This is a genomic window from Fibrivirga algicola (assembly GCF_011742925.1).
Lineage (GTDB): Bacteria > Bacteroidota > Bacteroidia > Cytophagales > Spirosomataceae > Fibrella > Fibrella algicola.
This window is the reverse complement of record NZ_WAEL01000001.1, coordinates 884,465-897,709: the sequence shown is the minus strand read 5'-3', so window position 1 is coordinate 897,709 and position 13,245 is coordinate 884,465. Positions and strand designations below refer to the sequence as shown.

At 52.1% G+C, this 13,245-nt stretch carries 9 protein-coding genes; 4 read left to right on the top strand and 5 right to left on the bottom strand.

What is annotated here, in order from left to right:
• Nucleotides 1-84: 84 nt before the first annotated feature.
• The 3 genes from F7231_RS03630 to F7231_RS03620 all read right to left on the bottom strand — a co-directional run bounded on the left by F7231_RS03630 (nucleotide 85) and on the right by F7231_RS03620 (nucleotide 4,370).
• The gene (locus F7231_RS03630) at nucleotides 85-594 is read right to left on the bottom strand and encodes a hypothetical protein (RefSeq protein WP_166690918.1); all 510 of its coding nucleotides are present in this window, start codon (nucleotides 592-594) and stop codon (nucleotides 85-87) included.
• 235 nt (nucleotides 595-829) lie between these two features.
• Nucleotides 830-3,481: an ATP-dependent chaperone ClpB gene (gene clpB / locus F7231_RS03625; RefSeq protein ID WP_166690917.1), complete on the bottom strand. Its 2,652-nt coding sequence runs from the start codon at nucleotides 3,479-3,481 to the stop codon at nucleotides 830-832.
• Nucleotides 3,482-3,743: 262 nt separating this feature from the next.
• Entirely contained in the window at nucleotides 3,744-4,370 is a 627-nt protein-coding gene (locus tag F7231_RS03620) for an LEA/WHy family protein (RefSeq protein WP_085414646.1), read from the bottom strand.
• 265 nt (nucleotides 4,371-4,635) lie between these two features.
• Between F7231_RS03620 and F7231_RS03615 the strand changes: the two genes are divergently transcribed.
• Nucleotides 4,636-5,406, top strand: coding sequence for a YjiK family protein (locus F7231_RS03615; RefSeq protein WP_229369566.1), 771 nt, complete (start codon nucleotides 4,636-4,638; stop codon nucleotides 5,404-5,406).
• Complete coding sequence (gene crtD, locus F7231_RS03610) at nucleotides 5,406-6,890, top strand: 1-hydroxycarotenoid 3,4-desaturase CrtD (RefSeq protein WP_085414648.1); 1,485 nt, start codon at nucleotides 5,406-5,408, stop codon at nucleotides 6,888-6,890. Before F7231_RS03615 ends, crtD begins: the two co-directional genes overlap by 1 nt.
• A 7-nt stretch (nucleotides 6,891-6,897) precedes the next feature.
• Here crtD and F7231_RS03605 read toward each other — a convergent pair whose 3' ends face one another.
• Nucleotides 6,898-7,533, bottom strand: coding sequence for a response regulator transcription factor (locus F7231_RS03605; RefSeq protein ID WP_085414649.1), 636 nt, complete (start codon nucleotides 7,531-7,533; stop codon nucleotides 6,898-6,900).
• Between the two features lie 370 nt (nucleotides 7,534-7,903).
• On the opposite strand from F7231_RS03605, the gene F7231_RS03600 reads away from it, so the two are divergent.
• The gene (locus tag F7231_RS03600; RefSeq protein ID WP_166690915.1) at nucleotides 7,904-8,866 is read left to right on the top strand and encodes a hypothetical protein; all 963 of its coding nucleotides are present in this window, start codon (nucleotides 7,904-7,906) and stop codon (nucleotides 8,864-8,866) included.
• A gap of 15 nt (nucleotides 8,867-8,881) precedes the next feature.
• Complete coding sequence (locus F7231_RS03595; RefSeq protein ID WP_166690914.1) at nucleotides 8,882-9,208, top strand: hypothetical protein; 327 nt, start codon at nucleotides 8,882-8,884, stop codon at nucleotides 9,206-9,208.
• Between the two features lie 113 nt (nucleotides 9,209-9,321).
• On the opposite strand, the gene metH is transcribed toward F7231_RS03595, so the two are convergent.
• Nucleotides 9,322-13,050, bottom strand: coding sequence for a methionine synthase (gene metH / locus F7231_RS03590; protein WP_374757369.1), 3,729 nt, complete (start codon nucleotides 13,048-13,050; stop codon nucleotides 9,322-9,324).
• Between the last annotated feature and the right edge of the window lie 195 nt (nucleotides 13,051-13,245).

Sequence of the window (13,245 nt, the reverse complement as noted above, 5' to 3'; positions counted from 1 at the left end):
CACACCCTATTTGACAACGTACCCAATGGTGCCTCAACTCAGGACGGCAATGTAGGAGTACGTTTAAAAGTTTTTTTCGTAGACTCAGGCGGCTTTCCAAGTCATTACAATGCCGAACTGACTTCCTTCTTCAACTAATACCGTTTTCACTTTTAGGTATCGGGTCGAGGCTTCGATTACAGACCACTCCATTACTTCTGCCGGGTTGTCGCCATCAATAATTCGTAACTTCTTGGTGGTGCTGTCATACGTCCAGGTGCTGGGTTTCACTGGCACTGGCTCATCGTCATCGCAGGTTAGCTTACCATTATCGCTACCCAATTTGCCACCGTGTTCAAACACAAGCGTGTTGTCTAAATCGCAGGGGCGAAACAACAGATTTGTAATGTCAGAATCCAGTCTGCCATCGCCATCAAGATCAATGGCCGGATCAAGCGCGATATTGGTAATTTGCCAGCGTATCCCTTCAAACGAAGGCACAAAGCTGCCGGGCGTTTCAGGCTGAACAGGTTCAGTTGCTTGTTTACAGGCAATAGCCGACAGCAGGAGGCCAATGAGCAGTGGCCAAATCAGGATGCGAAGTAAAAGGTTCATTAGCAGTCGTTGTTCTGGTTTAAGTGGCAGAACGATTATCGTTCCGTTTCCGAAACAAAGTTGACCTGCTACTCACTCGTAGCCATTCCGTATTTGGCTCAATTACCAGATATGAAGCCTGAACCGTCATTCAACACAGATGAAACATACCTGTCGGATTTGACTGTAATGGGGCAGCATAAATGAAAAAGGCGGGCTATCGGGCCCGCCTTTTTCATTTATGCGATTAGGTACGTTAGTCTAAGACTGGCACTACCTTGTCGAGGTTGTAAAAGATGATATCTTCCTGCCCGTTTTCGTCTTCGTTCAGCATCATGCCGACTATGGCATTTTTCTGAATACGGCCCGACAAAATCTCTTTGGAGAGGGCATTCAGAATGCGGCGCTGCATAACCCGCTTCAACGGACGAGCACCAAACACCGGGTCATAACCTTCGCGGGCAATAAAGTCAAGCACTTCGTTATCTGCTTCCAGCACCATGCCCTGCTCAGCCAAACGGTGCTGAATCTGCTTGAACTGGATCTCCATAATCTTACGAATTTCGCGCTTCGTCAGCGGCTGGAACATCACCAGTTCATCGATGCGGTTCAAAAACTCAGGACGAACAGTCTGTTTTAGCAGCTCAAATACTTCTTCTTTCGTCTGGTCGATCACCTGCTCCCGGTTGCTTGTATCTATATCGCTAAACCGCTCACGAATGACCTGCGAACCGATGTTCGAAGTCATGATGATGATCGTGTTCTTGAAGTTGGCTACCCGTCCTTTGTTGTCAGTCAGGCGACCATCGTCGAGTACTTGCAGCAGGATGTTGAACACATCGGGGTGCGCCTTCTCGATCTCATCAAGCAGAATAACGCTGTAGGGCTTCCGACGAACGGCTTCGGTCAACTGACCACCCTCATCGTAACCGACGTACCCGGGAGGTGCCCCAATCAAACGGCTGACGGCGTGGCGTTCCTGGTATTCGCTCATGTCGATGCGAACGAGCGCGTTCTCGTCATTGAATAGAAAGTCGGCCAGGGCGCGGGCCAGCTCGGTCTTCCCTACACCGGTGGTACCCAGGAAAATAAACGAACCGATAGGCCGTTTGGGGTCCTGCATACCGGCGCGGCTCCGGCGAACAGCGTCAGCCACCACTTCAATGGCTTCCTCCTGCCCGGCAACACGCTTGCCCAGTTCAGCTTCCAGGAACAGCAGCTTATCGCGCTCCGATTGTACCATGCGGCTCATGGGAATACCTGTCCATTTGGCTACTACCTCGGCAATGTCTTCGGCGTTCACCTCTTCCTGCATCATGCGGTCGGCACCGTCAGCGTTATTGGCTGTTTGGGTAGCAGCAGTCAATTTTGCTTCCAGCTCAGGAATACGGCCGTACCGAATTTCGGCTACTTTACCGTAGTCACCGGCCCGCTCGGCCTGCTCAGCTTCAAAGCGCAATTGATCCAGTTGCTCTTTGGCGGTACGACTCTCATTCACCGACGCTTTCTCAGTTTCCCATTTGGCGCGCAGTTCGTTCCGTTCGTCGCTGAGGTCGGCAATCTGCTTATTCAGCACGGTTTCTTTGTCACGGTCGTTTTCGCGGCGAATGGCCTCACGCTCAATCTCCAGTTGCATGATCCGGCGGTTCAGCTCGTCAAGTTCTTCGGGGACCGAATCCATTTCCAGGCGCAGTTTGGCAGCGGCTTCGTCCATTAGGTCAATGGCTTTATCAGGCAGGAACCGGTCGCTGATGTACCGGTTCGATAGCTCAACGGCGGCAATGACGGCGTCGTCTTTGATCCGTACCCCGTGGTGGAGTTCGTATTTATCTTTGATACCACGCAGAATTGAAATTGCATCGGGTACGTCTGGTTCGTCGACAATAACAGCCTGAAAACGACGTTCGAGCGCCTTATCCTTCTCAATGTACTTTTGGTACTCTTTAAGCGTCGTGGCTCCAATGGCGTGCAGTTCACCACGAGCCAGCGCCGGTTTCAGCAGGTTAGCTGCGTCCATCGCCCCTTCGCCACCACCGCCAGCACCAACCAGCGTATGGATTTCATCGATGAACAGAATGATCTCCCCTTCCGAGTCGGTCACTTCTTTGATTACCGATTTGAGACGTTCTTCAAACTCACCTTTGTATTTGGCACCGGCCACCAGTAACCCCATATCGAGCGATACGATCTGCTTCGACTTCAGGTTTTCAGGTACGTCGCCCTGCACAATGCGCTGGGCCAGGCCCTCTACAATAGCGGTTTTACCCACGCCCGGCTCGCCCAGCAGAATTGGGTTGTTTTTGGTACGGCGGCTCAGAATCTGGAGTACCCGCCGAATTTCTTCATCACGACCAATCACCGGGTCAATTTTACCCGCGTTCGCCCGGTCGTTCAGGTTAATGCTATAGCGTTCCAGCGATTGATAAGTCGCCTCTGCGTTTTGATTTTTCACAGGATTATTTTTACCCCGAAGGGCCTTAATAGCTTCTTTTAGCGTCTTCTCAGAAAATCCAACGTCTTTCAGTAACGTTGCGACGGCATCCCTTCCGCCCACCAGCCCTAATAGCATTAACTCGACACTGACGTACTCGTCGCCGAATTCTTTCAAAAAGGACGTCGACCGTTGTAAGGCTGCGTTTAAGTCCCCCCCCAGGTAAATGCCTTGTTGCGCGTCGCCGCTCACAACCACTTTAGGATAGCCGGACACGATAGCATTCAGGGCCAGATCCAACCGACTTACATCGGTTCCTACGGTTTTGGCCAGGTAACCAACCGTATTCGGGTCTTCGTCGAGAATGGCTTTCAGTATGTGCCCCGTTTCTACGGCTTGTTGCTGATTGCCCTGCGCAATTTGGGCCGCTTGCTGTACGACCTCCTGCGCTTTTATGGTGTAATTCTTAAAGTCCATGGTTTAGTACGATGTTGCTATATCCTACTAAACAAATCCCGCGCCGAGCTGTTTTGTCCGTCATTTTGACCGAAAAAGTGAGGATACAGGCAAAAATCGTGTCATATTGACGTATTATTACCTATCCAATACATACCATACTCAACTTCAGTGGACGTATTTACTAGCTCATACGAAAAGCAAAGTAAGAGTGAGCCATAAGCAAAAAACGCCGTCTGACAATTGTCAGACGGCGTTTTAAAGACGGTTATCCTACTGATGATCAACCGCCAACCAGCATTTTTCCGGTCAAGTCCTGTTCGATAGTAATGTATCCGGGGTAGTTCACGGCCTTGTTGAACATATCAATCGTTGGCTTGATCTTGATGGTCACTTTCGTTGGCGTACTTCCCTGGTCACCGCTGAGGTTGCGCAGCACATTTGTGAATGCATCGCGGGTAGTTGGATCGGTCAACAGGTCATAGGCGTTTGTTTTCAGATGCACTGGCACTACAGTTTTGCCACCAGCAGAAGGTACCTCGATCCGCTGATTAATAAACCCTTGGGCCAGTTCTTTCCCTGCCAGCAAAACGCGGTACTCCAGTTGGTTCAGCGCCGCCGATTTGGTGGTTGGGTTGGTTATCTCCAGGTTAATTTTTGCACCAAACGGAATATTACGAGTGAGCAGCCCCGCCGCTAAACGTGGATATTTTATCGGGTTGAAGTCTTCCAGCTTGCGGATATTGCGAAACTCACGGACGTCATAACCCGCCACGAGCATGCTATCGGCCGAAAGAATATTGTATTTACAGTCACCAAGTGCCTTTGCTTCACCGATTTGACGGCTAACACCACACTGATAAAAAATGGCTGGCAGGGCCAGCAACGTAATAAGCACGATTTTCTTCATAATTAATTCCGTGTCAACGGTAGAGATTCTGTAACAATTAGAGCCAAAAGAGGCGTTTAAGGTTTAACAAGGACGTGAATATCTCTTCCACCGCCTACATTCCATAACTAAGCAGCCACGATTGTGGTTGAAAGTACCGTCTTTTGCAGTTAAACCGCCATTCATATTCATGCACCGCCTTCTCAGCACTCTTTTTCTTTTCGTTTTACTTATCGCCTGTCAGGACGAATCTGTCAAACCGGTTCAGTTTAGCACCGAGCCAACTATGACAAAGATTACTACCGACCAGATTGCCGAAGCTTCGGGCATCGCCGATAGCCGCAGTATGCCCGGTGCGTTATGGGTAGAACAGGATGGCGGCAATACGGCTGAACTCTTTTTGCTGGGCCACGACGGGCAACTCCGTGGCCGTATGGCGGTCCCCAACACAACCAACCGCGATTGGGAAGACATGACCAACGGACCCGGACCGCAGGCAAACGTCAATTATCTCTACATTGGCGATATCGGCGATAATGATGGGCAGTATGGCCAATATAGCATTTACCGCCTGCCTGAGCCACAAAGCCTGACTAGCCCTATTACAGGTGTCGAACGTATTACGTTCCGGTATCCAGACGGTGCCCGGGACGCCGAAACACTGATGCTCGATCCCCAAACCAAAGATCTGTACATAGTTTCGAAACGGGAGGCTAAAGTACACCTGTATCGCCTTGCCTACCCACAAATCACGACTACACTCATAACAGCTGAGTTGCTCGGCGAACTTCCGTATACTTATGTTACCGGGGGGGCCTTTTCGCCCGACGGTTCAGAAATCGTGCTACGTACCTACACTAATGTATTCTACTGGAGCCGAAAAAGCGGGCAAACGGTTGCCGATGCCATGCAGTTGACGGCTTCCCGCGACCTCCCCTATCGCCTTGAACCACAGGGCGAAGCCATCTGTTTTGATCGGGAGAACAAAGGTTATTTTACACTCAGCGAAAAAGCAAACGGGATCAGTCCAACCCTTAATTACTACCTGAGAAAATAGTGAAAGCTGCTGTAATTGGTGCTGGCATCGCTGGCATCGCGTCATCGGTTCGCCTAGCCGTAGCCGGCTACGAGGTCGATGTTTTCGAAGCAAATTCCTATCCGGGTGGTAAGCTATCCACGTTCACCGATCGGGCAGCCGATGGGGGGCTGTATCGGTTCGATGCCGGGCCATCACTGTTTACCATGCCCGAACTAGTCGAAGACCTGTTTCGACTGGCTGGACGAAACCCAACCGATTACTTCGAGTATATCCGACTTAACGAAACCTGCCGCTATTTCTGGGACGACGGCACCCGCCTCACTGCCTGGGCCAATCACGATCGATTTGCGCAGGAGGTAGAATCAGTGCTGGGCGAACCGGGGCAGCATTTGCTGGATCAGCTAGCCGATAGTGCCTTAAAGTACAACGTCACCGAGAAATTATTCCTGCAAAAATCACTGCATAAACTCAGCACCTGGATTGGCCGTGACGCCCTGCATGGGTACCTGAATCTACCTAAACTGGGGGTTTTCGGCACGATGAATGCCGCCAACGAGCGACGGTTCCGGCACCCTAAGCTGGTGCAGCTGTTCAACCGGTACGCGACTTACAATGGCTCTGATCCTTACCAAACTCCAGCTACACTGAACATTATTCCGCATTTGGAATACAACATCGGCGCGTTCTTCCCAACGAAAGGTATGGTGAGCATAACCAACAGTCTGGTACAACTAGCTACCGAACTGGGGGTCCGTTTTCACTACGCTACGCGGGTTGACGAGGTAGTAACGGCAGGCAAACAGGTTGTCGGCATTCGCGCCACTCAACTAGGCACCGAGCTGATTCCGTATGATCTGGTTGTATCGAACATGGATGTGGTCAACGCCTTCCGGAAGTTATTACCGAAAGCTAAACAGCCGGAACGCATTCTGCGCCAGCCAAAATCCAGCTCAGGACTAATTTTTTACTGGGGAATCAAGCGGGAGTTTCCTGAGCTGGACTTGCACAACATCTTTTTTAGTAACGATTACAAAGCCGAATTCGAGCAGTTATTTCAACAGCACAGGCTGTACGACGACCCAACGATTTACCTGAACATCACTTCGAAGCACAAATCCGATGACGCTCCTCCGGGGCGTGAAAACTGGTTTATCCTGCTTAACGCGCCGAACAACACTGGTCAGGACTGGGATGCAGTAATTGAACAGGCTCGCCAGCACGTCATTCGTAAGCTAAGCCACGTGCTTGGCGTTGAGGTAGGGCCGCTGATCGAGACGGAGAGCATCCTGGACCCTCGCAGCATCGAAACTCGCACATCTAGTTCACAGGGCGCCCTATACGGCAACAGCAGCAACAACCGCTTTGCCGCGTTCCTGCGTCACGCCAACTTTTCGAGCGAATTCGACAATCTGTATTTTGTAGGTGGCAGCGTACATCCGGGCGGTGGCATTCCATTATGCCTGCTATCGGCCAAGATCGCTACTGACCTAATCAGCGAATAGAGCTAACCTACACCAGCTTACGGCGGATTGCCTCCATAACCAGTCCCTGACGGCTTTTTACGCCTAGTTTCTCAAATACAGCTTCGCGGTACCCGTCTACAGTACGCGGGCTGACGCACATTTTATCGGCTACTTCCACGTACGTCAACTCGCTACAGGCCCAGCGAATAAACTCTGATTCGCGCTTTTTTAACTGGCTCTTGGCGTTAGCGGGGGCAGGCTGTTTGAGCTGTGTAATCAGGCTTTTCGTTAGAAAATCGGAATAGTGATACCCTTTACTTCGGATATCGTCCAGGGCCAGGCGAAGGTCCGACGAACGGTAGCATTTTGGCAGGTAGCCATGCACCCCGTATTGGATCATTTGGGCGATGGTTTGTTCATCTTCGCTCTTTGATAGAGCCAGCATCTTAGTATCGGGATGATGGTCGCGCACATAACGGGCTGTTTCGTGGCTGTCTATACTTGCCATGTGTACATCAACAATCAGAATGTCGGGTCGGGAATGCTGACTGAGCTGGTAGATGAAGTCACGACCGTTTTGCGCGCAAAAAATCACTTCGTAAGACTCAAACCGATCAATCAATCCGGCTAAAGCCTGGGCCATCAGGTAGTGATCATCGACAATGGCGATAGAGGTTTTCATAACTAGTGTGGATTAACGTGAGAAGTCGACAGTCAATTTTGGGTCAACTGACAGTCAACCCCTTGCTCTCAACCAAGCCGTAAATACAAGGCTTTTTGGCCTGTAAACACAGTTTTTTTTTCGCTTTATAGTTAACGGTAACAATTGCTTTAAACTTCTCTTACCAGCACTGCGCTATACCCGCAAACGACACGTTGCGGCACCCGACAGTAGCCGGTTTCTTCAGTACCGAAAAGTAGTCTTACCCAAACAGCAGCGTTGCAGGTCGCCACTTCGGCGACCTCTTAACAGCAATTGTTTAGGTGGATCACACAACCTGATTTTTAGCGAGTGGCTACGCTCGACCCAGCGCAATCCGGTATCTTGTCGTATGTCCCGTTCACATCCACTCCGTCCGCTTCGCGCGGTTTTCGTTGGGTTCCTTCTTGTGGCTTCGGCAGCCTGTCAGCGCGCCTACAAAGCGCCGATCGATACCCTGCAAAAGAGCACGACCGAGGCAACCAAAGCTATTTCTACGTATTATACAGCCCTGAATCAGCAAGAGCGTGACCTGTATTTTCTGACGTTACTGCTTAACCCGGCGGAGCGAGTCGAAGAGGTAAATGCGAGAGGAAAGGAGACGCCTTTGCTGGCTGACTCTTTTGATCCGGTTGCGGTTCAGGCACGTATCTCGTTGATGAGCCAGCTTTCGGCCTACGCAGATCAACTGTCGGCGCTGGCGGGAAATGAAGCACCCAAAGAGCTCAGAACAAGCATCATTGCGTTGGGAAGTAACCTGGAAAATGTACAGACAACGTTTGCCGAGCTAGCCAATAACCGGGCCGATGACCAAGCGAAGGCCTACCTGTCGCCGCTCTCAACGTTGATTGGCGTCGTGGGCGAAGCCGCGTTAATCAAACGCCGCGAGAGAGCCATCAAACAGGCCATTATTCAGGGCGAGGGGCCCATCAACCAGATACTCGACTTTCTGACCAAAGACCTGGACAGGTACGTCTTTCTGGCGCAGAAAACTGGCGATGACCAAAAACTCACGCAATTGCTAGTCGCTTATAACGCACTGGCCAATCGGAAGGCCCTGCCCCGCGACGAACTAAAAAAACGACTCGACGAGATCCAGCGAGCCGCCGAGCAGTTGCGCCTCACCCGAACCAATCGCCCCTCCGACGTGCTACGTTCCCTTAAGAAGGCACACCTGGCTTTAGTGGGAGTAGCCAAACGAACCACTACGTTTCAGCAATTTCAAGCCTCGGTGCTGGCCTACGAAACGCAGGTCGACCTGTTTTTGAAAGCAGCCCAGCGCATCAACGAACTCCGGAAGATCGATCATCCGTAACCAACGTACCCAGCCATGAAAACAATTGATACCGAACAACTGGCGGGAGCAGCCCAAAAGAGTTTCGCCCTGGCACGCGACGGTCGGCTATCGGTCCGTCAGCAGGCGGCTATGCTAGCGGAGGGAATGCGGTTACGCGCCTCGCTTATCAGCGCCCTCTCGGTCGAGTTTGCAGATAGCGTGAAACAGGTAGATACCGCCAACCAACAAGTGGCTGCTCTGAACCTGACATTAGCCGATACAGCTACCGCCATCACAAACATCGCCGATACTATTAAACAGGCTGCGTCGGCGGCAGCGTTGCTGGAAAAGCTGCTGAAGAAGGCCCTATCGATACTGTAGAGCAACGTACCTGGTACAGCATCCAGGCGCTCTAAAACGCCTTGGCTCTATTAAAAATGGCCACCCCAAAACGGAGTGGCCATTTTTAATAGAGTTAGGTATCTGACTACCAATCAATAAGCCAGAACGGGGGCAAGCCAGCGTTCTACGTCGTCGATAGACATGTCTTTGCGGTGGGCGTAGTCGATGATCTGGTCTTTGTTGAGCTTACCCGTAGCGAAATACTTTGATTCGGGATGGCTGAAATAAAAACCGCTGACCGACGACGCCGGGTACATTGCGAAGCTCTCGGTGAGCACAATACCTGCCCGACCAGCATCAAGTAGATCGAACAACGTTGCCTTCTCAGTATGGTCGGGGCAAGCCGGGTAGCCAGGGGCCGGACGAATTCCCTGATACTTTTCTTTGATCAGTTCTTCGTTGCTCAGTTGTTCCGTGGCAGCATATGGCCAAAACTCTTTGCGAACCCGGGCATGCATCAGCTCCGTGAAGGCTTCAGCCAGCCTATCGGCAAGTGCTTTCACCATGATGCTATTATAGTCATCATACTCACGATCGTATTTCTCGATCAGCTTTTCAATGCCAATTCCCGCCGTTACGGCAAATGCACCAATGTAGTCTTCGCGACCACAATCGAGCGGGGCTACGAAATCAGCCAGGCAGAGGTTCGGCAAGCCAGCTGCTTTCTGATTCTGCTGCCGTAGGAAGTGCAGCACCGTTTTGGTGTCGAAGAGTAACTCACCCGCCGGTGTCACCGACGCCTGAGGCTGCCCGGCTGCCGCCCGGCTGATTTTGTACTCGACGTGCTGGTGAGACCCGTGGCGTTCGCAGGGAATTTCGCGGGTTATTTCTTCGTATTCATGAATCAGCACATCATCCTCTGTGGCGTTAGCGGGGTAAAAACCAACCACCGCTTTTGCGCCCAGTGACTTATCACGGATGATTTGCTGCAACAGCGCATTGGCATCGTCGAAGAGTTTTTTCGCCTCACTGCCTACCACGGCGTCCTCGAAAATAGCGGGGTACTTGCCGCTGAGCTGCCATGTTTGGAAGAATGGCGTCCAGTCGATGTACTTCGCAATCTCGTCGAGCGGATAGTCATCGAAATACCGATTACCCAGGAACGTTGGCTTCGTGGCCTCAAAGTGCGACCAGTCGATGGGCACACGGTTCTGGCGGGCCTTGTCGATCGTGAGCAGGTTTTTCTCTTTCTGACGCTTGGCGTGATCGTCACGCAGCCTGGCGTACTCCGTCTTTATTTCGTTGAAAATAAGGTCGCGGGTTTCGGCTTCGTTGCTGGCCAATCGGCCCGCTACAGGTACACTCCGGCTGGCATCGAGCACGTGGATAACCGGACCTGAGTAGTGCGGATCAATTTTTACGGCCGTATGAATGCGCGAGGTCGTAGCGCCACCGATGAGCAGTGGGATGGTAAAGCCCTGCCGCTCCATCTCTTTGGCTACACCAACCATCTCATCAAGCGATGGTGTGATGAGACCGCTGAGACCGATAATATCGACATTATGTTCGCGGGCGGCATCCAGAATTTTCTGGGTAGGCACCATCACGCCCAGGTCAATGATTTCGTAGTTATTACAGCCGAGTACCACGCCCACGATATTTTTACCAATGTCGTGCACGTCGCCTTTTACCGTAGCCAGCAAAATCTTGCCCGCGCCCGCCGACTCACCAACCTGTTTTTCTGCCTCGATATACGGTGTCAGGTGGGCCACGGCTTTCTTCATCACACGAGCCGATTTCACCACTTGCGGCAGGAACATCTTGCCTTCGCCAAAGAGATCACCCACCACGTTCATGCCGTCCATGAGAGGACCTTCGATTACATGCAGCGGTCGTTCGGCCTGCTGACGGGCTTCTTCTACATCGGCATCGATAAACTCGGTAATGCCTTTAACCAAGGCATGTTTCAGGCGTTCACCTACTGTTCCGCTACGCCAGGCGTCATCCTGCACCACCTCTTTACCCTTGGCTTTCACCGTTTCAGCAAATGTGACCATCCGCTCCGTCGCATCATCACGGCGGTTTAGCAACACGTCTTCAACATGCTCGAGCAAGTCTTTCGGAATATCGTCGTAGATGGCCAGTTGCCCGGCGTTAACGATACCCATGTCCATGCCAGCGCGGATGGCGTGGTAGAGGAATGCCGAATGAAATGCTTCCCGTACGGGATCATTCCCCCGAAAACTAAACGAGATGTTCGACACACCGCCGCTTACTTTCGCCAGTGGCAGGTTTTCCTTGATCCAGCGCGTGGCGTTGATAAAGTCAACGGCGTAGTTGTTATGTTCCTCAATGCCAGTAGCAACGGTCAGAATATTCGGGTCAAAAATGATGTCCTGCGGGGCGAAGTCAACTTTATCGACCAGTATCCGGTAGGCTCGTTCGCAAATCTCGATCCGCCGCTCATAGCTATCGGCCTGTCCATCTTCATCAAATGCCATCACGACGGCCGCCGCGCCGTAGCGCTTTACCAGTTGTGCCCGCTCAATGAAGGCTTCCTCGCCTTCTTTCAGCGAGATCGAGTTGACAATGGCTTTGCCTTGCACGCACTTCAACCCGGCTTCAATCACCTCCCACTTCGAGGAGTCGATCATAACGGGAACGCGGGCGATATCGGGTTCAGCAGCAATCAGGTTCAGGTACGTTGTCATCACCTCGGCCGAATCGAGCATGCCTTCGTCCATGTTCACGTCGATCACCTGCGCGCCGTTCTCTACCTGCTGGCGGGCTACGGCCAGGGCGGCTTCGTAATCACCCGATTTGATCAACCGGGCAAATGCCTTCGAGCCGGTCACGTTGGTTCGCTCACCGATGTTGACAAAATTGGTCATCTCGGTGATCTTCAACGGCTCCAATCCGCTCAGTTTCTGGTAGGGCTCGGGCGTTGGTTTCTGCCGGGGCTGGAAACGGGCGGCCGCCGTCGCAATCGCCCGAATGTGGTCGGGGGTAGAGCCGCAGCAGCCCCCAATAATATTAATAAAGCCGTCGCGCATGAAGCCTTCCACCTGGGCGGCCATCATCTCCGGCGTTTCGTCGTATTCGCCAAACTCGTTCGGTAAACCCGCGTTGGGATAGGCCGACACAAAGAAGGGTGCTTCTTTCGCCAGCGTCTGAATGTAGGGGCGCATGGGTTCGGCACCCAGCGCACAGTTCAGGCCTACGCTCAGCAGCGGCAGGTGCGATATCGAGTACAGAAAAGCCTCCGTTGTTTGCCCCGACAGGGTACGTCCCGACGCGTCGGTGATCGTGCCCGAAATCATAATCGGCAGCATCACATTGTGGTCGGCAAAGTATTTATCAATGGCGAATAGCGCGGCTTTGGCGTTGAGCGTATCGAAAATTGTCTCGACCAGCAGAATATGCGAACCACCCTCTACCAGGCCGTGTACCTGCTCGTAGTAGGCATCAACCAGTTCATCGAACGTCACCGCCCGATAGCCGGGGTTATTCACGTCGGGCGACAGGCTGGCGGTACGGTTGGTCGGCCCCATAGCCCCAGCCACAAAGCGCGGTTTATCGGGGTTCTGACGCGTGAATTCGTCGGCTACTTCGCGGGCTAGTCTTGCCGATTCATAGTTCAATTCATACACCAGTTCCTCCATGTGGTAATCGGCCATAGCGATCCGTGTACCACTGAAGGTGTTCGTCTCCACAATATCGGAGCCCGCTTCAAAATATTGGCGATGTATTTCCTGAATGACGTCGGGCCGGGTAAGCGACAGAAGATCGTTATTGCCCTTAACATCATGCGGAAAATCGCGGAAACGTTCGCCCCGGTAATCGGCCTCAGTGAGGTCGTACCGTTGAATCATCGTGCCCATGGCACCATCAAGAACGAGGATACGCTGCTGAAGGAGGTCAGAAAGGTGTTGCAAGGGAAGCCAACTTTTTCGTGAAATAAGTCAATAGCAAAAGGCTGTGACTCGGAAAAATACAAAAATACGCTTTATTGGGTATTGTCCGAACAATGGCAAAATCACTGTAGTTTTGCCGCCTGTCACAACAGAGCAGGGCAT

What these genes read in the sequence shown, in the direction of transcription:
- F7231_RS03630 (WP_166690918.1), bottom strand. Translation starts at nt 594, where the DNA reads ATGAACCTTTTACTTCGCATCCTGATTTGGCCACTGCTCATTGGCCTC.
- clpB (WP_166690917.1), bottom strand. Translation starts at nt 3,481, where the DNA reads ATGGACTTTAAGAATTACACCATAAAAGCGCAGGAGGTCGTACAGCAA.
- F7231_RS03620 (WP_085414646.1), bottom strand. Translation starts at nt 4,370, where the DNA reads ATGAAGAAAATCGTGCTTATTACGTTGCTGGCCCTGCCAGCCATTTTT.
- F7231_RS03615 (WP_229369566.1), top strand. Translation starts at nt 4,636, where the DNA reads ATGACAAAGATTACTACCGACCAGATTGCCGAAGCTTCGGGCATCGCC.
- F7231_RS03605 (WP_085414649.1), bottom strand. Translation starts at nt 7,533, where the DNA reads ATGAAAACCTCTATCGCCATTGTCGATGATCACTACCTGATGGCCCAG.
- F7231_RS03600 (WP_166690915.1), top strand. Translation starts at nt 7,904, where the DNA reads ATGTCCCGTTCACATCCACTCCGTCCGCTTCGCGCGGTTTTCGTTGGG.
- F7231_RS03595 (WP_166690914.1), top strand. Translation starts at nt 8,882, where the DNA reads ATGAAAACAATTGATACCGAACAACTGGCGGGAGCAGCCCAAAAGAGT.
- metH (WP_374757369.1), bottom strand. Translation starts at nt 13,050, where the DNA reads ATGGGCACGATGATTCAACGGTACGACCTCACTGAGGCCGATTACCGG.